The sequence below is a fragment of the Thauera sp. genome (assembly GCF_047601425.1).
Taxonomy (GTDB): domain Bacteria; phylum Pseudomonadota; class Gammaproteobacteria; order Burkholderiales; family Rhodocyclaceae; genus Thauera.
Window position 1 is genome coordinate 3,211,792 of sequence record NZ_JASGJL010000001.1, and the last position, 18,160, is coordinate 3,229,951.

Sequence of the window (18,160 nt, forward strand, 5' to 3'; positions counted from 1 at the left end):
GCATTTCAGCCCGGCGTCCGCCGCGCTGTTTCAGGGTTCCCGTATGGAAATCAAGGTCAATTTCCTCGACAAGCTTCGTCTCGAGGCCAGGTTCGATGACTTCACGGTGGTGGCCGATCAGCCCATCCGCTACAAGGGCGACGGCTCGGCGCCCGGTCCGTTCGACTATTTTCTGGCGTCATCGGCGTTGTGCGCGGCTTACTTCGTGAAGCTGTACTGCGAAACACGCAACATCCCCACCGACAACATCCGCCTGTCGCAGAACAACATCGTCGATCCCGAAAACCGCTACAAGCAGATCTTCAAGATCCAGGTCGAATTGCCGGCGGATATTTCCGCCGCTGACCGGCAGGGCATCTTGCGCTCCATCGAGCGCTGCACGGTGAAGAAGGTGGTGCAGACCGGGCCCGAGTTCGTGATCGAGGAAGTGGAGAATCTGGATGCCGATGCGCAGGCCTTGCTGACGCTGAATCCGGATGCCGGGGCAGGCACCTACATCACGGGAAAGGATCTGCCGCTGGAGCAGACCATCGCCAACATGTCGGGGGTTCTGGCGGACCTGGGCATCAAGATCGAAATCGCGTCATGGCGCAACCTGGTGCCCAACGTGTGGTCGCTCCACATCCGCGACGCGCATTCGCCGATGTGCTTCACCAACGGCAAGGGCGCGACCAAGGAAAGCGCCCTGGCGTCGGCGCTGGGCGAATTCATCGAGCGGATGAATTGCAATCATTTCTACAACGACCAGTTCTGGGGGCAGGACATTGCCGGCGCGGAGTTCGTCCATTATCCGGACGAACGCTGGTTCAAGCCCGGCCCTGGAGATGCGCTGCCGGCTGAAATACTCGATGAATACTGCCTGCGGATCTACGACGCCGATGGCGAGCTGCGTGGCTCGCATCTGTACGACACCAATTCCGGCAATGTGCAGCGTGGCATCTGTTCGCTGCCCTACGTGCGCCAGTCGGACGGCGAGGTGGTGTATTTCCCCCCCAACCTGATCGACAACCTGTTTCTCAGCAATGGCATGAGCGCCGGCAATACGCTGGCCGAAGCGCAGGTGCAATGCCTGTCGGAAATCTTCGAGCGGGCGGTGAAACGCGAAATCCTGGAAGGTGAAATCGCACTGCCTGACGTGCCGCACGAAGTGCTGGCGAAGTACCCCGGCATTCTGGCCGGCATCGACGCGCTGGAGAAACAGGGCTTTCCCGTGCTGGTGAAGGATGCGTCGCTGGGCGGGGCGTTTCCGGTGATGTGCGTTACCTTGATGAACCCGCGCACGGGCGGCGTGTATGCGTCGTTCGGGGCGCATCCGAGCCTGGAGGTGGCGCTGGAGCGCAGCCTCACCGAGCTGCTGCAGGGGCGCAGCTTCGAAGGCCTGAACGATCTGCCGCGGCCGACCTTCGAAAGCAACGCCGTGACCGAGCCGAACAACTACGTCGAACATTTCATCGATTCCAGCGGCGTGGTGTCGTGGCGCTTCTTCAGCGCCAAGGCCGGTTTCGATTTCGTCGAGTGGGATTTTTCCGGCCGCGGAGAACACGCCAATGCCGAGGAGGCCGCCACATTGCTCGGCATTCTCGAGGACATGGGCAAGGAAGTGTACATGGCGGTGTATGACCAGCTCGGCGCAACGGCCTGCCGCATCCTGGTGCCGGGTTATTCGGAAGTCTATCCGGTGGAAGACCTGATCTGGGACAACACCAACAAGGCCTTGTCCTTCCGCGCCGACGTCCTGAACCTGCACCGCCTCGACGATGCCGGCCTGGAGGCGTTGCTCGAACGCCTGGAGGACAGCGAACTCGATGATTACACCGACATCATCACGCTGATCGGCATCGAGTTCGACGAAAACACGGTCTGGGGCCAGTTGACGATTCTGGAGTTGAAGCTGCTGATCAATCTCGCCTTGCAGCAATTCGAAGCGGCGCACGAACGGGTGAAGGCCTTCCTGCAGTACAACGAGAACACGCTCGAACGCGGATTGTTCTACCAGGCCCTGGACGTGGTGCTGGAAGTCGTGCTGGACGACGACTTGGAACTGGACGATTACGAGGCCAACTTCCGCCGCATGTTCGGCAATCCGCGGATGGATGCGGCGATGGGATCGGTGGACGGCAGCGTGCGCTTCTTCGGCCTTACGCCGACGAGCATGGCGCTGGAAGGGCTCGACCGGCACCAGCGCCTGATCGACAGCCTCAGGAAACTGCACACGGCGCGGGCCAGGGTGGCGGCTTCATCCCGCCAGGGAAGTTCTGAAAAAGCCTGTCATGCCCGCGAAGGCGGGCATCCAGTGACCCCCTGAGGCCTTGACGTCAAACGCACTGGGCTCCCGCCTTCGCGGGAGCGACGAATAAAACCGAATTATTCAGATCTTCCATAGGGCGGGCGGCCGCTTGCCGGTGTTCCGCGGTCTCCTCGGCGGCGCGGGCCCGATGACGGCCGTGGCCGAACGGCCGCCATCCTGTTTCACCCCTGGGCGCCCGGTGTCTTCCCCGCATCCGCGTCCGCCGAAGCGGCGGCAGCATGGTTGATGGTTTCCAGCCGGGTTTCCTTGCCGTCGATGCTGCGCACATGCACGTCGACCGTGTTGAAGGCGATTTCGATGCCGTATTCGCGGAACAGCGCGTCGATGCGGCGGTTGATCTCGTCCACCACCGCGCCGCGATCGCCGATCTCGCGCACGTGCAGGCTCAATTGGTGGTCGAGGGTACTGGCGCCGAAGGCGACGAACTGCGCCTTCGGTGCGGGCTCCTCGAGTACGCGCGGGTTTTCGCGGGCAGCCTGCAGCAACAGCTTGCGGGTCAGTTCCAGGTCGGAGCCGTAGGCCACGCCGACCGCCATCGTCACCCGTGTCACGGTGTCGCTCAGCGACCAGTTCACCAACTGGCCGGTGACGAAGGTCTTGTTGGGGACGATGATCTCCTTGCGGTCGAAGTCGGTGATCGTCGTGGCGCGGATCTGGATGCGGCTGACCGTGCCCGACAGGTTGCCGATGGTGACGACGTCGCCGATGCGCACCGGGCGCTCGAACAGGATGATCAGGCCGGAGATGAAGTTGGCGAAGATCTCCTGCAGGCCGAAGCCCAGCCCCACCGACAGCGCCGCGACCAGCCACTGCAGCTTGTCCCAGCTCACCCCCAGCGTGCCCAGCGTGGCGACGATGCCGATGCCGCCGATGATGTAGGACAGCAGCGTGGTGATGGCGTAGGCGCTGCCCTGCGCCAGCCGCATGCGCGACAGCACCAGCACTTCGAGCAGGCCGGGCAGGTTGCCGGCAAGCACGAAGGCGAGCGCGGCGATCAGCAGCGCGCCGAGCAGGTCGCCCAGGCTGATCGGGATCAGCGTGGCCGCCTGGCCGCTGCCGCTGGCGTATTCGTACAGGGTGACGTTGTCGAGGTAGGCGAACACCGTGATCAGGTCGGCCCACACCCAGTACAGCGCGCCCAGCAGGGCGCCGAGCAGGCCGAGGCGGATCAGGCGCAGCGACTGCTGGTTGACCTGGTCGATGCCGATCATCGGCGTTTCGGGCAGCTCGGTGCCGGCCGTGCCGTTTCCTTCGGCCTCGTGCTCGGCGGCTTCGCGCCGTTCGACCGCGCGCTTGTATTCGAGGCGGCGGGCGGCCACGGCGAGGCCGCGGACGGCGGTGGCGTTGGTGATGGCCCAGACGATCAGGATCAGCTGGGTGTCGATCAGGCGGCCGGTGAGCTTCAGCGCGGTGTAGTAGTAGCCCAGCACCAGCGCGACGATCAGCGCCAGCGGCATCAGCGCGAGGACGAGGCTGACGACCAGTTGCAGGGGCGAACGTGCCGAATCGCCGGGGCGCTGGTGCGACAACAGGCGGCTCATCAGCCAGGCCATCACGGCATAGCCGGCCAGCAGGGTCAGGATGCCGAGCACGTCGTGCTCCAGCCCTTCGGGCTGGCGTTCGGCGACCGCGACCACCAGCACCACCGCCAGCACCACCAAGCCGAGGTGGCGCAGCCTGCGGTGCAGCGTCCGGGTCAGTGCCGATGGCCACTCGAAGTGTCGCTCGGCGACGCCGCCCGGCTCCAGGATGCGGTAGGCGGTGTAGAACACCAGCCATGCCTGCGCCATGTTCATCATGCCCACGCCCAGCGCCAGGTTCTGGCCGCGGCCGTCCATCTGCAGGGCCAGGCCGGCCATCGCCAGCAGCAGGCTCACCGGCAGTGCCAGCAGCAGGTTGAGCAGGATCGCCAGCGGGGTGTGGAGCTGGGTATCGCGGCGCACGTAGCCGATGTCGGCATTCAGGCGCTCCAGCGTGTCACGCAGCCAGCGCCGGCGCACCAGCAGCAGCACCGAGATCAACAGCACCGGCAGCATCACCAGTGGCTGCGCCTTCAGGCCTTCCCACAGCTGGACCGCAGTGGCGCGCCACGGCATCGCGGCGAGCTGGCGCTCGAGTGCGACGGGAAGGCGCTTGAGCCAGCCGAGATCGAGCGGCGGGTTGCTGGGTACCCAGAACAGTTGTTCATCCACCGTGGTCCGCAGGCGTGCGGCAGTCGCCAGCAACTGGGTCTCCTGCAGCTGGAGGTGGACCGATTCGCTGAGGATGGCGTTGAGTTCCTGACTCAGGCGTTCCAGCAGTTCGGCACGGCTCTTGAGCAGGGTTCGCAGAGCGTCGCGCTCGGTAGCGTCCGGTGCTGGTTCCTGGGTGGCGAGCAGCGCATCGGCATAGGCTTCCGGTTTGCTCAGCGCTTCCCGCTGCTTGTTGATCTCGAACTGGTAAAGGCGGACGTCGGCGATCTGGTGTGTCAGCGCGTTGTCGGGCTGAGGGGTCGGCAAGGCCCGGCGCTGTTCGTTGAGAATGCGCGGCAGCAGCGGGCTGTCCTGCAGCACTTCGATCTGCTCGGCGATCAGCATGCTGCTGCGGTTGAGGGCGTCCAGGCGCTGCTGGGCGTCCAGGTTGCGCTGTTTCAGATCGGCAAGATGTTCTGTGGCGCGCAGCAGATAGGCCGACAAGGTCTGGTTGCTGTCCGTCTCGCGCGCCATCAGGCTGCCGCCCGTCGCCGTGTCCGAGTCGACTCGACTGAGCTGTTGCACGGTCTCCAGCATGTCCGCACGCCGGCGCTGGTTGATGGCAGACTGGATCAGTTCCATGTCGTGCTCGATCCGGCCGAGTTCGAATTCAGCCAGTTCGCGCTGGGCCTGGGTCAGTTCCTGCAGCAGGCCGCTGCCCGAAAGCTCCGCCAGGCGCAGCGCCGAGCGTGCATCGAGCGCGTACCATTCCGCGGCCAGGGCGGCACGGTGTTCGGCGCCGAAGCTGCGGCCACCGTCGCGCCCGCTGCGCAGCGCGGCATCGATGGCCTGCATGCGGGCCTGCATGTCGGCGATGCCGGCCTGGGTGCGTTCGGTGGCAGTGCGCAGACCCGGTGTGCCGGCCTGATCCAGCATGGTGCGCCAGTGGGCGAGCCGCGTTCTGGCCTGGCCCAGACGGGTTTCGAGCGAAGCCAGGGTGGCATTGGCCGTGACCGCCGTCGTGGCCGGCTGCGACTGGCCGTGCGTCAGCTCGTTGCGCATCTTGTCGATCAGCGCCGGGGCCTGCGCCAGCTGCTTGCGCAAGTCGTCCAGTTGCTGCCGGCTGTTTTCGGCGTCCGCCAGATGCGCCAGGGCCTGCTGCAGATCCTGCCGGGCTGCGGGCTGTTCGGCTTCGGGCAGCTTGCGCTCGGCGAGTGCATCGAGCTGAACCTGCAGTTCGGCGGCAGTGGGAAGCGGCGCCGGCTCGGCGAGGGCGAGCAAGGGCATGAGCAGCAGGACGCAAAGCAGGGTACGCAGATGGCACATCGGAAGCGGCTCCCGGAACGAAAGGGAGAAGGAACGAAGGAGCTGCGTGGCCGGTGGGCGGCAACCAACCGGGCAGCCTCGGGCCGGGGTGTCGCCATTGCCCGGCGTGGAGGGCTGCAGTTTAGCCGTGTGACAGGTGACCAGGCAGCCGGCGCGGTGGCTTCATGTCATTTGCCGGAGCTGCCGGCGATGCGGATGACGGCCTGTGTAAGCGTGTCGCGCAGCCGCGGCGGCATGTCGGTTTGCCGATACACCATGCCGGTCGGCACCATGCCGATGTCGGCCGATACCTCACGAGTCGCCAGGTGCTGGGCGTGGGACGACTGCTGGACGATGCGGCGTGGCATCAGCGTCCAGCCGAGCCCGACCGAGACGCAGCCGAGGATGCCTTCGAGCGTGCCGAACTCCATCGCGTCATTGTGCACGTGGCCGAGCGTGCGCTGCAGCGCGAGCGCGCGTGCGCGGTAGGCACAGCCCTCGCGGAAAAGGATCAGCGGGCAGCGTGCCGGATCGGTATCGGGGGCGAAGACCTGGACCAGCTCTTCCCGGGCCAGTTCGTCGAACTGCAGCGCCGGATGCAGCAAGGGGCCTGCGATGAAGGCGCAGTCCAGCTTGCGGGACAGCACTTTGTCGATCAGCACGGCGCTGGTATCCGTCCTGATGTGCAGCTCCAGCGTGGGGTGTGCCTGGCGCAGGTCGTGCAGCACGGCCGGCAGATAGAGCGCGGTGAAGGTTTCCATGGCGCCGATGCGCAGTTCTCCCGCGTCCTCGCCCGCCTGGCGCACCGCCGCCATGGTCTGGCGTTCGAGGCTCAGCATGCGGCGGGCGTAGTCGAGCAGCACGCGGCCTGCCGGGGCGAGCTCCACGCCGCGGCCGGAGCGGAAGAACAGCTCGGTGCCCAGCTCTTGCTCGAGCCGGCGGATGCGGTTGGTGACGTTGGACTGGACGGTGTTGAGCTTGCGCGAGGCGGCAAGGATGCCGCCCTCATCGACGACGGCCTCGAAGGTGCGCAGGGCGAGAAGTTCCATGCACTTATCTCTTAAGCAGAACGGTCTATTCTTAAATAATCGCTTGAAGGGATATCTTACGCCGACTATCTTTCCTGCTCCAGCAGGAGACAGGACACAAGAACATGGATGATCAGATCCAGCGGATGAAAGTACTGGGCGCAGGCGTCTTCAGCCTGATCCTGGCGATGGGGGTGGCGCGCTTCGCCTATACCCCGCTGTTGCCGATCATGCAGGCCCAGGCGGGGCTGGGCCTTGCCGAAGGCGGCTGGCTGGCAGCGATCAACTACGCCGGCTACCTGACCGGAGCCTTGATCGCGGCATCGATCAGCGATCTGGTGCTGAAGGACCGGCTGTACCGCGCCGGCCTGGTGCTGGTGGTGCTGACCACGGCGATGATGGGATTGTCCGACAGCGTGGTGGTATGGGCGGTGTCGCGCTATCTGGCCGGGCTGGCGACCTCGGCGGCGATGCTGCTGGGCACCGGCCTGATCCTGAACTGGCTGATCCGCCATGGCCACCGCAGCGAGCTTGGCATCCACTTCGCCGGCATCGGTATCGGCATCGCCGCGTGCTCGATGGCCGTGGCGCTGATGAGCAGCGTACTGGACTGGCGTGAGCAGTGGTTCGTGTTCACCGCCATTGCCTGCGTGCTGCTGGTGCCTGCGCTGGCCTGGCTGCCGGCGCCGGACACCAGTGCGCTGACCAGGAGCGGTGCGCCGATGCACGACAACCCGCCGAGCCCCCTGTTCCTGCGCCTGTTCATGATCTCGTATTTCTGCGCGGGGGTCGGCTACGTCATCAGCGCCACCTTCATCGTCGCCATCGTCAACGGCCTGCCCGGACTCGAAGGCAAGGGCAACTGGACCTTCTTCGCCATCGGCCTGGCGGCGGCGCCGACCTGCATCGTGTGGGATCTGGTCGCCCGCCGCACCGGCGAGCTCAATGCCCTGATCCTGGCGGCATTGCTGCAGATCGTCGGCATCCTGCTGCCGGTGACGCTGGGCGGCACGGTCGGCACGGTGGCGGGGGCGCTGCTGTTCGGCGGCACTTTCGTCGGCATGGTCAGCCTGGTGCTGACGATGGCCGGGCGCTACTACCCGACGCGGCCGGCGAAGATGATGGGCAAGATGACGATCTCCTACGGCGTGGCGCAGATCATCGGCCCGGCAGTCACCGGCTGGCTGGGGGCCCACTTCGGCAGTTATGCCGGCGGGCTCTACTTCGCCGCCGCCATGATGGTGCTGGGCTGTGTGCTGCTGCTGATGCTGAAAGCGGTGGAGAGGCGTGACGCGGCTGCGCGTGCGGCGGCCGCGCCCTGCATGCAGGGGTGAGGGCCGGAGACCCCGTCCGGAGTGAAACTGGCCGACGAGATTTAGGGGCTGCTTTTGATGTTTACGGCCCCCGGGGGGCGGCGTTGCGTGGTATTTTCCTGCCGACATGCGCGAGCATGCCCACGCGTCGTGCAAGGCGACCGGGTACCGCCATCGGCTTGGCGGCAAGAGACCAGAACATAGGGGAAAAGAATGGCTGAGGGGAAATCCAAGATCATCTACACGCTCACCGACGAAGCGCCGCTGCTGGCCACGTCGGCCTTCCTTCCGATCATCCGCACTTTCACCGGCCCTGCAGGCATCGACGTCGAAGAGGCCGACATCTCGGTGTCGGCCCGCGTGCTGGCGGAGTTCCCGGAGTTTCTGAGCGAAGAGCAGCGCGTGCCGGACATGCTGGCCGAACTCGGCCGCCTGACCCTGCTGCCTGACACCAACATCATCAAGCTGCCGAACATCAGCGCCTCGGTGGCGCAGTTGAAGGCGTGCGTCAAGGAACTGCAGGGCAAGGGCTACCCGGTTCCCGATTATCCGGAAGATCCCAAGACCGACGAGGAAAAGGCCATCCGCACGCGCTACGGCAAGTGCCTGGGCTCGGCGGTCAACCCGGTGCTGCGCGAAGGCAACTCCGACCGCCGCGCGCCCGCCGCGGTCAAGAACTTCGCCAAGAAGAACCCGCACTCGATGGGTGAATGGAAGCAGTGGTCGCAGACCCACGTCTCCCACATGCACCACGGCGACTTCTACCACGGCGAAAAGTCGATGACGCTGGACAAGGCGCGCGACGTCAAGATGGAGCTGATCACCAAGTCGGGCAAGACCATCGTGCTCAAGCCCAAGGTCTCGCTGCTGGACGGCGAGATCATCGACTCGATGTTCATGAGCAAGAAGGCGCTGTGCGAGTTCTACGAGCGCGAGCTGGAAGACTGCCGCGAGGCCGGCATCCTGTTCTCGCTGCACGTGAAGGCGACGATGATGAAGGTCTCGCACCCGATCGTCTTCGGCCACTGCGTCAAGATCTACTACAAGGATGCCTTCGAGAAGCACGGCAAGCTGTTCGAGGAACTGGGCATCAACGTCAACAACGGCATGGTCGACCTGTACGAGAAGATCAAGACCCTGCCCGACTCGCTGCGCGAAGAGATCGAGCGCGACCTGCACGCCTGCCAGGAACACCGTCCGGCGCTGGCGATGGTCGATTCGGCCAAGGGCATCACCAACTTCCACTCGCCCAACGACATCATCGTCGATGCGTCGATGCCGGCGATGATCCGCCAGGGCGGCAAGATGTGGGGCGCGGACGGCAAGACCTACGATGCCAAGGCCGTGATGCCGGAATCGACCTTCGCCCGCATCTACCAGGAGATGATCAACTTCTGCAAATGGCACGGCAACTTCGACCCGCGCACGATGGGCACGGTGCCGAACGTCGGCCTGATGGCGCAGAAGGCCGAAGAGTACGGTTCGCACGACAAGACCTACGAAATCACCGAGGACGGCGTCGCCAACATCACCGACCTCGCCACCGGCGAAGTGCTGCTGACCCAGAACGTCGAGGAAGGCGACATCTGGCGCATGTGCCAGGTCAAGGACGCGCCGATCCGCGACTGGGTGAAGCTGGCCGTGACCCGCGCGCGCAACTCGGGCATGCCGGCGATCTTCTGGCTCGACCCCTATCGTCCGCACGAGAACGAGCTGATCAAGAAGGTCAAGACCTACCTGAAGGACTACGACACCAGCGGCCTCGACATCCAGATCATGTCGCAGGTGCGCGCCATGCGCTACACGCTGGAGCGCGTGATCCGCGGCCTCGACACCATCTCGGTGACCGGCAACATCCTGCGCGACTACCTGACCGACCTGTTCCCGATCATGGAGCTGGGCACCAGCGCCAAGATGCTGTCGATCGTGCCGCTGATGAACGGCGGCGGCATGTACGAGACCGGTGCCGGCGGCTCCGCGCCCAAGCACGTGCAGCAGCTGACGCAGGAAAACCACCTGCGCTGGGATTCGCTGGGCGAGTTCCTCGCGCTGGCGGTGTCGATGGAAGATCTCGGCATCAAGACCGGCAATACCAAGGCCAAGATCCTCGCCAAGACGCTCGACCTTGCCACCGGCAAGCTGCTCGACGAGAACAAGTCGCCGTCGCCCAGGACCGGCCAGCTCGACAACCGCGGCAGCCAGTACTACCTCGCCACCTTCTGGGCCCAGGCCCTGGCCGAGCAGACCGAGGATGCCGAACTGGCGAAGCACTTCGCGCCGATCGCGCAGAAACTGGCGGAAAACGAGCAGAAGATCATCGCCGAGCTCACCGAGGTGCAGGGCAAGCCGGCCGACATCGGCGGCTACTACAAGGTCGATCCGGTCAAGTGCGGTGCGGTGATGCGTCCGAGCACCACGCTCAACGGCATCCTGGAGGCGGTCAACGCCTGATCCCGCAAGCCTGAGTCCGGAGGGCACAGCCTTCCGGGCGCGGAACCGATGCCGGTGTTTCCCCGCAAGGGGACACCGGCATATTCACGTTTACGGCCCCGGGTGGCTGCCGGCTTGCCGGGAGGGCATGCAGGATCGATAAAGCGGCGTGTATACTGCCGCCCTTGCTGCCATGGCATCACGGAGGATGCACCGCGTGCCCTTTATCTGGAGTTCCGATCTCGATACCGGCATCGATGTGATCGATCAGCATCACCGCCGCATCGCCGACTACATCAACGCGCTCGAAGTCGCCAATGCCTCGGGCAACAGGAACGAGGTCGGAAACACGCTCGATGAGCTGGTCGACTACACCGTGTCGCACTTCGCCTTCGAGGAAAGCCTGCAGGAAGAAGCCGGCTATGCCTTCTGCAAGCCGCACAAGCGGGTGCATGAACTGTTCGTGCGGCGGGTCAACGAATACGTTGAGCGGCATCGTGCAGGCGAGGACATCGGCGCCGAGCTGTACAAGCTGCTGTCGACCTGGCTGGTCAACCACATCAAGCGCGACGACGCCGACTATGTCGCGGCGGTCAAGGCCAACATGATCGGCATCATCGCCGAGAAGCGCGAGCGCAAGGATACCGGCTGGTTCAGCCGCTTCTTCCGCCGCTGAGCGGCGGCGAAGCCTCGCCGCCGCATGCCGCCCGGAGTTGGATCAGCTCGCCTTGCAGTCGTTGGCGAGCGGCGCGTGGGTGCGGCCGTCCAGCAGCAGCCCTTTCCATGGCAGGTCGATCCAGACCAGGCCGCTGGCCGCATCTTCGAAGCGCGGCAGGCCTGATTCGGAAAAGTCGCGTTCGAGCTGATAGCGACGCCCTTTCCAGTCCAGCTGCAGGCGGTGGTTGACCTTGCCCTGCATCTCGCGCTGCAGCCCGAGTTGAAGGCCTTGGTCGCAGTTGTATTTGCCGCTGGGCAGGACGAAATGGAATTGCCCGTGCTGGCTGGAAATTCCGTCGTCCTGTTCGACCACCGGCGGCTGCAGGCTGCAGGCGGAGATCAGCAGCGCGAGGCTGGCAAGGAGGGCGCGCGTCATGGTCACTTCACCACCAGCAGGCTGTCGTCCCATTTGTCGTGCTTCTGCAGGCCGAGCAGGTTCGCCACGGTCGCGGCGATGTTGGACAGGCCGGCGGTTTCACCTTGCTTCAGGCCCAGCTTGCCGCCGCTGACGTTGTCGTACAGGATCAGCGGCACCGGGTTCAGCGTGTGGGCGGTCTTGGCCTTGTAGGAGCCGTCCTTGTTCAGCGCCGGCTGCTTGGTCTTCTTGTCCAACTCGAACATCTCGTCGGCGTTGCCGTGGTCGGCGGTGACGAGGGCGACGCCGCCGGCCTTGTCCACCGCTTTCAGCAGGCGGCCGAGCGCCAGGTCGACCGCTTCGACCGCCATCGTCGCGGCGCGGAAGTTGCCGGTGTGGCCGACCATGTCGCCGTTGGCATAGTTGCAGCGCAGCACCTTGTACTGGCCCGACTCCAGCGCGGCAATCATCGCATCGGTGATCTCGGCGGCCTTCATCCACGGACGCTGCTCGAAGGGCACGACGTCGCTGGGGACTTCCTGCCAGGTTTCGCCGTCGAACTTGTTCGAGCGGTTGCCATTCCAGAAATAGGTCACGTGGCCGAACTTCTGCGTCTCGGAGCAGGCGAACTGTGCCAGCCTGGCCTTGCTGAACCATTCGCCGGAGGTGTCCCTGATCGCCGGCGGCGGCACCAGGAAGCGCTTGGGCAGCTGCAGGTCGCCGTCATACTGCAGCATGCCGGCGTAGGTGACGTGCGGGCGGCGGACGCGGTCGAACTCGTTGAAATCGTCCTCGACGAAGGCGCGGGTGATCTCGATCGCGCGGTCGCCGCGGAAGTTGTAGAGCACCACCGCGTCGCCATCCTCGATGGTGCCGATCGGCTTGCCGGCCTCGGCAATGACGAACTCCGGCAGATCCTGGTCGATGGTGCCGGGATGGCTCGCGCGCAAGCCTTCGACCGCCGCGGTGGCGCTGGCGAACTGCGGGCCTTCGCCCAGCACGTGGGTGCGCCAGCCGCGCGCGACCATCGGCCAGTTGGCGTCGTAGCGGTCCATCGTGATGTACTGGCGGCCGCCGCCCGAGGCGATGCGGGCATCGAAGCCGCCGGTGCTGATTTCGTTCAGGAAGGCCTCGAAAGGCACGACGTATTCCAGCGCGCTGGTCTCGGGCACGTCGCGGCCGTCGAGCAGCGCATGGATGCGCACCTTCTGCACGCCTTCGGCCTTGGCCTGCACCACCATCGCCTTCAGGTGGTCGATGTGGCTGTGCACGTTGCCGTCCGAGAACAGGCCGATGAAATGCAGCGTGGCGCGCTTGCCGGCGGCGACGATCTCCTGCCAGGCGGCGCCCTGCCAGATCGCGCCGTCGGCGATCGCGTTGGCGACCAGCGCCGCGCCCTGGGCATAGACCTGGCCGGCGCCGATGGCGTTGTGGCCGACTTCGGAGTTGCCCATGTCGTCGTCCGACGGCATGCCGACCGCGGTGCCGTGGGCGCGCAGCGTGATGTTCGGATACTCGGCGAACAGGCGGTCCAGCGTCGGCTTTTGGGCAGCGTCGATGGCGCTGCCGACCGTGTGCCTGGGAATGCCGTAGCCGTCCATGACGATCACGACGACAGGGCCCGGGACGCCGGCGAAGGCGGGGTTCTTTTGCAGCATGGTCGCTTCCTGAACAAGAAAATCGATGCCGGCGCGTCGAGCCGCGCACGGCCAAACCGCTATTTTCCTTCAAATCTGCGCTGCAGTCGCATGGGAGTTGTCACGTCCTGCCACCGATCCAGCGCCGATTTCATGCCTGTGGCCTATTTCCGAAAGCCGCGGTGGCAGGACTTGCAGCTTGCCTGGACCTTGTCATAGGCCGCCTGGGCACCGTTCCTGCCATGTGTCTGCGCTGCCTGGGCGAGTGCCTCGGTGGCGTCGAGGAACGCCTGCCGTTCGCGCTCGAAGTCCTGCGGATGCTCCCACACCGCGGCCTTGGCCTTGGTCGGCGGCTGCAGCGTGCCGGGTGTGAAGTATGGCCACGGACCGTCGCGCAGGGTGACCAGCTCGGCGGCCAGGCGGGCGAATTCCTCGGCCTGGTAGCGATCCTCGCGCAGCATCTTGCCCATCGGCTCGAAGCTGCGCAGCATGGCCTTGAAGGCATCCTGGCGATGCTTGATCGGCTGCCCGGGAAGCGTGTCCTCTACCGGGCCGCCACAGCCGGAGAGGGTCAGGAGCACGACGAAGGCGGAGAAGGCGAAGGGCGAGCGGGCGAAGGGCGGCAGCGCAGGAAACGGGAAACGGGTTCTGGACATGGGCGGGGAGCTGAAGAATTTCAAGGATTGGGAAAGCGTTCGCAGGGCGGTGGTTCCGACCGCGCCGGCCGCAGGTCGTTCGGGGCCGGGCGCTCAGGCACGCAGCCGTGCCGGGGTGAGCCTGCGCAAATGGCGCCCGACGATTGCGCGGAAGCGCGCATTGTGCAGGCAAAGACCGCCCGCCAGCCCGATCAGGCAGCCGAGCAGGGTGTCGATGAAGCGGCTCTGCAGCAGCTCTGCTGCCGGCAGCTGCTCCAGCGTGGGCGCTTCGGCGAGCAGGATCGTCAGAGGTGTGATGAAGATGACGGCTAAGCCGTAATGCCGCACCACGGTGCTTTCGATGATGAAGGTGAGCACGATCACGATCGGCGCGATGCTCCACGGCGACAGCGGCAGCGAGATGATGCCCCAGGCCAGCAGCATGCCGATGGCGGTGCCCAGCACGCGATGCAGCTGGCGGTTCCACACCGCGCGCAGCGACACGCCCTGGATCACCGCCATGCAGCTGATCGGCACCCAGTAGGGGCGGTCGAGCTGGAGTGCCTGGGCGATGGCGAGCGACAGGAAGACGCAGGTGCCGATCACGATCGAGTCCAGCACGATGAAATCGAAGTCCGCCGGCGGCAGCGGCGCGGCGGCCTCGGGCGCTTCCAGGCGCAGCACGTGCAAGCTGTAGAAGAAGGCGATCAGGCTCGCGAGCAGCGTGCCCATCGTCAGCAGCCCGACCCTGAGCGGAATCTCCTCGATGGTGGCGGGCGTGTAGGCGGCGATCGATGCCGCCATGACGAAGAACAGGCTGCCCGGTGGCCCGATGCGGTAGAAGCGCGCCACCATCGACACCAGCAGGGTGATGAAGCCCAGCATCACCGCCTTCGCCAGCGGCAGGAAATGGACGATCGCGCCCAGCGTGTAGCTCGCCGCCATGCCGAAGGAACAGGCCATCAGCCAGGTCATGCGGTGCGACAGCGGCGTGTTGGGCTGGTACAGGAATACCAGGCCGCCGAGCGAGGAGATCAGTCCATATTGCAGATGGCCGAAGTAGGCCCCCACCAGCAGCGGCAGGCCGGATGACAGCGCCGCGGCGAATGGCATCTGCCAGCGCCGGTTGCTGGGCGTGATGGCGGTGAGCTGCTGCCATTCGCTGCGCATCAGCGTCTTGAGTCGGTGCAGTGCGGATGGAGGGTTCATGGTCCGGTACCGGTGACGTGCCCCGATGTGTAACACACCCTCGCCGATGCTTGCGATAGCATCCTGCCGTATCACCTTTCTTTCCGGATCTCCACATGAGAGCACCCACGCTGATTGCACTGATTTCGCAGAAAGGCGGGTCGGGCAAGACCACGGTGGCGATGCAGCTGGCCGCAGGTCTGGCGACGGCCGGCCATCGTGTCGCCCTGGCCGATCTCGATCCGCAGGAAAGCGCATCGCGCTGGGCCGAATCGGCGCCGCCCGATGCGCCTTTCCCGGCGCAAACGCTGCGCCTCCAGGGCAGGGCGAAGGACATGGCCAAGACCCTGAAACCGGTTGTCAGCAGCGTCGACGTCGTGGTCATGGATTGCCCGCCGTCCATCGAGCATCCGCACACGATGAGTGCGCTGGAACTGTGCGACCTCGCGCTGGTGCCGGTGGTGCCCAGCCCGACCGACCTGTGGGCGACGCGCGGCATCGAGCGCCTGATCCTCGACCGACAGCGCAAGCGTCCGGCCCTGCGCGGCGCATTGCTGCCCAACCGCGTCATGCGCACCGCGCTGGCGGGGGACGTGCTCGACGTGCTGCACGATTTCGAGCTGCCGGTGCTCACTGCCGCGCTGTCGCAGCGCAGTGCGTATGCGCTCAGCGCCGTGCGCGGCACTTCGGTGTTCGGGCTCGGGCGTACCGCCGCCGCTGCCCAGGAAGAAGTCGAGCAACTGGTGGCGGCCGTTCTCAAACTGATCGAGGAATGAGCGATGACCACGCCCAGGAGCACCTTGTCGAAGCTGCGTGAAACCCTGAAGCAGGAAGATGATGCACTGTCCGAGCGTCTCCCGGCGGTGGCAGTGCCGCCGGCCATCCGTGCGAAGGCACGGTCCGGGAGCGCAAGGGCCGGGAAGTCGGTAGCGGCGCGGAAGGTCGCCAGCTCAGCCGCAGCGTCGAAGGCTGTACCGAAGCCGGAATCGACGCCCGGGCCGGCGAACCTTGCCCAGCCGGAGCCGCCGCGTGCCAAGGCAGGCAGTGAGCGTCCGGCCGAAGTACTGGCCATCGAGGACAAGAAGGCAAAGTCCGGCAGGGCAAAGCTTGCCAAGCCGGAAAAGGTCGAGCGCGACTCTTTCTCGATGCCCGCAGGCGAACACAAGCGCATCAAGACGCTGCGGGCCGCACTGGCCGAGGCAGGGTGCGAAGCGAGCAAGTCCGAAGTGCTGCGGGCCGGGCTGGCCTTGCTGGCGGCGCGGGACGTACACGAAGTTGCCCGGATCGTCGCTGCTTTACCCAAGGTGCCCAAGGGCAGGCGCGGCAAGAAGGCCTGAACCTTCCGCGACGCTCGCCCGCAATACCGGCCGGATCAGCGCAGCAGGAAGTTCTCGTCGGGCTTCGGCGCCGGCGGCGGCGTCTCGCCCAGCAGTTCGCGCAGACTGGCATCGATGCCGGCGACGATGCTGTCCAGGGCGAGGTCGTTGGGCATGGTGCCGAACGGCTCCTCGATTTCGTCGCTGAGCGCTTCGAGGGCGAAGAAGGTGTAGGACACGAAGGCCACCACCAGCGGCATCATCAGGCCGATCGAATCGACCAGGCCGAACGGCAGCAGCATGCAGTAGCAATAGGAACTGCGATGCAGGATCACCGTATAGGTGAAGGGCAAGGGCGTGTTGGCGATGCGCTCGCAACCGCCCAGCATCGCGGACAGATCGTCCAGCCCGGCCTCCATGTGCTGCGCCAGGATGGGGGTCAGGCTGCCGTCCTCGCGCCGTTCCCGCAGCCATTCGCCCAGCCAGGCGAGGATCAGCGTCGGCGCCGAGCGCGCACCTTGCAGGCGGGCAGCGACCTCGTCCGGCAGCAGCCCGGCGAGGCCGACGTCTACGGGCTGGCGGCGCAACTGGTTGCGCATGGTGGTCACGAAGGCGATCAGGCCGAGCACAAAAGGTCGGGCAGCGTCAGGCCGCGTATCGCCGCCACGTGGCAGCGTCAGCGCCTGGCGGGCCAGGTTGCGCGCCGCGACCAGCGTTCCGCCCCACAGCTTGCGTGCTTCCCAGTAGCGGTCATAGCTGGCGTTGATGCGGAAGCCGAGGAAGATCGCGAGCGAAACCCCCATCAATGAGAACGGTGCGGCCGTCAGCGTGACTTTCCAGTCGAAAAATTCGCCATGCGCCAACAGCACTGCACAGGACAGCAAAAAGACGAAGAGCTGTTGCGGCATGATGCGGCGCACAATGGAGCCGCGGCGGATCAGCAGAAGGTGTAGCCAATGTGGCCGGGGGCGGACGATCACGATGAGGGCTTGTCAGGAGAAAGCGGAATTCTGGCATTTTTTGCAGCGCAGCAAACTGTTCTCCAGTGTTTCCTGGTGAAGTTTCTGCTGCCTGCGGCAAAGCTGCCCGATTCTGTCCGCCTCGGCCGGGAACGCTGCGTGCAGTGCGTCCTCCCCTGCCTGCGGCGGCGTGTCAGCTTTCGGCGAAATTCCTGAAGATCACCTTCAACGTCTCGTTGAGTTGCGCCAGTTGCGCTTCCGTGAGGTCGCGATATCCCTTCACGTAGACCTTCTGGGTCGCCTCCTGGATCTGGTCCAGCAAGGCCACGCCCTTAGCGGTCATGGACACGTCGGTGATGCGGGCATCCTCGGCATTGGCGCAGGTCGATACCAGCTCCGCATCGCGCATGCGCTGGATGATGCGGGTGAGCGTCGAGAGTTTGATGATGGTGTGTTCGGACAGTTGCGACATGGTGGCGGTACCCCTGAGGTGCAGCATCAGGAGCACGCGGCGGGTCGGCACATCCGTTCCCAGTTTCTTCAGCACCTTTTCCTGTTCGAGCATGTACATGCTGTGCACACGGGCAAGCCAGAAGAAGGGAAATTCTTCGTAGTCGAAGGCCGGGTTGTCGGGGAGAAATCGATGACTCTTCATGATAGGCATTATCACTCGGCTTCGGTCCTGCTTGGAATGCGCTCCACGCCGAACTGCCAGAGGCCGTGAAGGGCGGGCACTGTCCGCTGCCGCGGCGCGTCCGCCGGGCTGCCGCCCGGGGCTTCATGCTGCTTTTGCTCGCG

14 protein-coding genes are annotated in these 18,160 nt (G+C 65.4%); 6 read left to right on the top strand and 8 right to left on the bottom strand.

The features are described 5' to 3' along the window. Nucleotides 1-43 precede the first annotated feature (43 nt). Nucleotides 44-2,305 carry an OsmC domain/YcaO domain-containing protein gene (locus QM748_RS15490; protein WP_415247803.1) on the top strand — a complete coding sequence of 754 codons (2,262 nt, stop codon included), beginning with the start codon at nt 44-46 and terminating at the stop codon, nt 2,303-2,305. 164 nt (nt 2,306-2,469) lie between these two features. Here the strand turns inward: QM748_RS15490 and mscK are convergent, their stop codons facing one another. Then, complete coding sequence (gene mscK / locus QM748_RS15495) at nt 2,470-5,805, bottom strand: mechanosensitive channel MscK (RefSeq protein ID WP_415247804.1); 3,336 nt, start codon at nt 5,803-5,805, stop codon at nt 2,470-2,472. A gap of 167 nt (nt 5,806-5,972) precedes the next feature. Further along, nucleotides 5,973-6,833 (bottom strand): LysR family transcriptional regulator, encoded by an 861-nt coding sequence (locus tag QM748_RS15500; RefSeq protein WP_415247805.1) that lies wholly within the window; start codon nt 6,831-6,833, stop codon nt 5,973-5,975. Between the two features lie 104 nt (nt 6,834-6,937). On the opposite strand from QM748_RS15500, the gene QM748_RS15505 reads away from it, so the two are divergent. The 3 genes from QM748_RS15505 (at nt 6,938) to QM748_RS15515 (ending at nt 11,231) form a co-directional block, all read left to right on the top strand. Next, the gene (locus QM748_RS15505) at nt 6,938-8,146 is read left to right on the top strand and encodes a YbfB/YjiJ family MFS transporter (protein WP_415247806.1); all 1,209 of its coding nucleotides are present in this window, start codon (nt 6,938-6,940) and stop codon (nt 8,144-8,146) included. Nucleotides 8,147-8,338: 192 nt separating this feature from the next. Next, nucleotides 8,339-10,576, top strand: coding sequence for an NADP-dependent isocitrate dehydrogenase (locus tag QM748_RS15510; RefSeq protein ID WP_415247807.1), 2,238 nt, complete (start codon nt 8,339-8,341; stop codon nt 10,574-10,576). A gap of 187 nt (nt 10,577-10,763) precedes the next feature. After that, a complete protein-coding gene (locus tag QM748_RS15515) occupies nt 10,764-11,231 on the top strand; it encodes a bacteriohemerythrin (protein ID WP_415247808.1) in 468 nt (155 codons plus the stop codon). Between the two features lie 42 nt (nt 11,232-11,273). Here QM748_RS15515 and QM748_RS15520 read toward each other — a convergent pair whose 3' ends face one another. The 4 genes from QM748_RS15520 to QM748_RS15535 all read right to left on the bottom strand — a co-directional run bounded on the left by QM748_RS15520 (nt 11,274) and on the right by QM748_RS15535 (nt 15,108). Further along, entirely contained in the window at nt 11,274-11,648 is a 375-nt protein-coding gene (locus QM748_RS15520; protein ID WP_415247809.1) for a hypothetical protein, read from the bottom strand. 2 nt (nt 11,649-11,650) lie between these two features. Then, a complete protein-coding gene (gene gpmI, locus QM748_RS15525) occupies nt 11,651-13,285 on the bottom strand; it encodes a 2,3-bisphosphoglycerate-independent phosphoglycerate mutase (protein ID WP_415247810.1) in 1,635 nt (544 codons plus the stop codon). 143 nt (nt 13,286-13,428) lie between these two features. Beyond that, on the bottom strand, nt 13,429-13,920 hold the full coding sequence (locus QM748_RS15530; RefSeq protein WP_415247811.1) for a c-type cytochrome: 492 nt from the start codon (nt 13,918-13,920) through the stop codon (nt 13,429-13,431). 93 nt (nt 13,921-14,013) lie between these two features. Further along, the gene (locus tag QM748_RS15535) at nt 14,014-15,108 is read right to left on the bottom strand and encodes an FUSC family protein (protein ID WP_415247812.1); all 1,095 of its coding nucleotides are present in this window, start codon (nt 15,106-15,108) and stop codon (nt 14,014-14,016) included. Nucleotides 15,109-15,203: 95 nt separating this feature from the next. On the opposite strand from QM748_RS15535, the gene parA reads away from it, so the two are divergent. Both parA and QM748_RS15545 read left to right on the top strand, forming a co-directional pair. Further along, nucleotides 15,204-15,863 (top strand): ParA family partition ATPase, encoded by a 660-nt coding sequence (gene parA, locus QM748_RS15540; RefSeq protein ID WP_415247813.1) that lies wholly within the window; start codon nt 15,204-15,206, stop codon nt 15,861-15,863. A 3-nt stretch (nt 15,864-15,866) separates the two neighbouring features. Then, on the top strand, nt 15,867-16,424 hold the full coding sequence (locus QM748_RS15545; protein WP_415247814.1) for a hypothetical protein: 558 nt from the start codon (nt 15,867-15,869) through the stop codon (nt 16,422-16,424). Nucleotides 16,425-16,459: 35 nt separating this feature from the next. Here the strand turns inward: QM748_RS15545 and QM748_RS15550 are convergent, their stop codons facing one another. Continuing rightward, entirely contained in the window at nt 16,460-17,383 is a 924-nt protein-coding gene (locus QM748_RS15550) for a bestrophin family protein (RefSeq protein WP_415247815.1), read from the bottom strand. 172 nt (nt 17,384-17,555) lie between these two features. Beyond that, nucleotides 17,556-18,017: a MarR family winged helix-turn-helix transcriptional regulator gene (locus QM748_RS15555; RefSeq protein WP_415247816.1), complete on the bottom strand. Its 462-nt coding sequence runs from the start codon at nt 18,015-18,017 to the stop codon at nt 17,556-17,558. Nucleotides 18,018-18,160: the final 143 nt, after the last annotated feature.

Coding starts and splice junctions, on each gene's coding strand:
- QM748_RS15505 (WP_415247806.1), top strand. CDS start 6,938: ATGGATGATCAGATCCAGCGGATGAAAGTACTGGGCGCAGGCGTCTTC.
- QM748_RS15510 (WP_415247807.1), top strand. CDS start 8,339: ATGGCTGAGGGGAAATCCAAGATCATCTACACGCTCACCGACGAAGCG.
- QM748_RS15530 (WP_415247811.1), bottom strand. CDS start 13,920: ATGTCCAGAACCCGTTTCCCGTTTCCTGCGCTGCCGCCCTTCGCCCGC.
- QM748_RS15545 (WP_415247814.1), top strand. CDS start 15,867: ATGACCACGCCCAGGAGCACCTTGTCGAAGCTGCGTGAAACCCTGAAG.
- mscK (WP_415247804.1), bottom strand. CDS start 5,805: ATGTGCCATCTGCGTACCCTGCTTTGCGTCCTGCTGCTCATGCCCTTG.
- QM748_RS15500 (WP_415247805.1), bottom strand. CDS start 6,833: ATGGAACTTCTCGCCCTGCGCACCTTCGAGGCCGTCGTCGATGAGGGC.
- gpmI (WP_415247810.1), bottom strand. CDS start 13,285: ATGCTGCAAAAGAACCCCGCCTTCGCCGGCGTCCCGGGCCCTGTCGTC.
- QM748_RS15520 (WP_415247809.1), bottom strand. CDS start 11,648: ATGACGCGCGCCCTCCTTGCCAGCCTCGCGCTGCTGATCTCCGCCTGC.
- QM748_RS15535 (WP_415247812.1), bottom strand. CDS start 15,108: ATGAACCCTCCATCCGCACTGCACCGACTCAAGACGCTGATGCGCAGC.
- QM748_RS15515 (WP_415247808.1), top strand. CDS start 10,764: ATGCACCGCGTGCCCTTTATCTGGAGTTCCGATCTCGATACCGGCATC.
- QM748_RS15490 (WP_415247803.1), top strand. CDS start 44: ATGGAAATCAAGGTCAATTTCCTCGACAAGCTTCGTCTCGAGGCCAGG.
- QM748_RS15555 (WP_415247816.1), bottom strand. CDS start 18,017: ATGAAGAGTCATCGATTTCTCCCCGACAACCCGGCCTTCGACTACGAA.
- parA (WP_415247813.1), top strand. CDS start 15,204: ATGAGAGCACCCACGCTGATTGCACTGATTTCGCAGAAAGGCGGGTCG.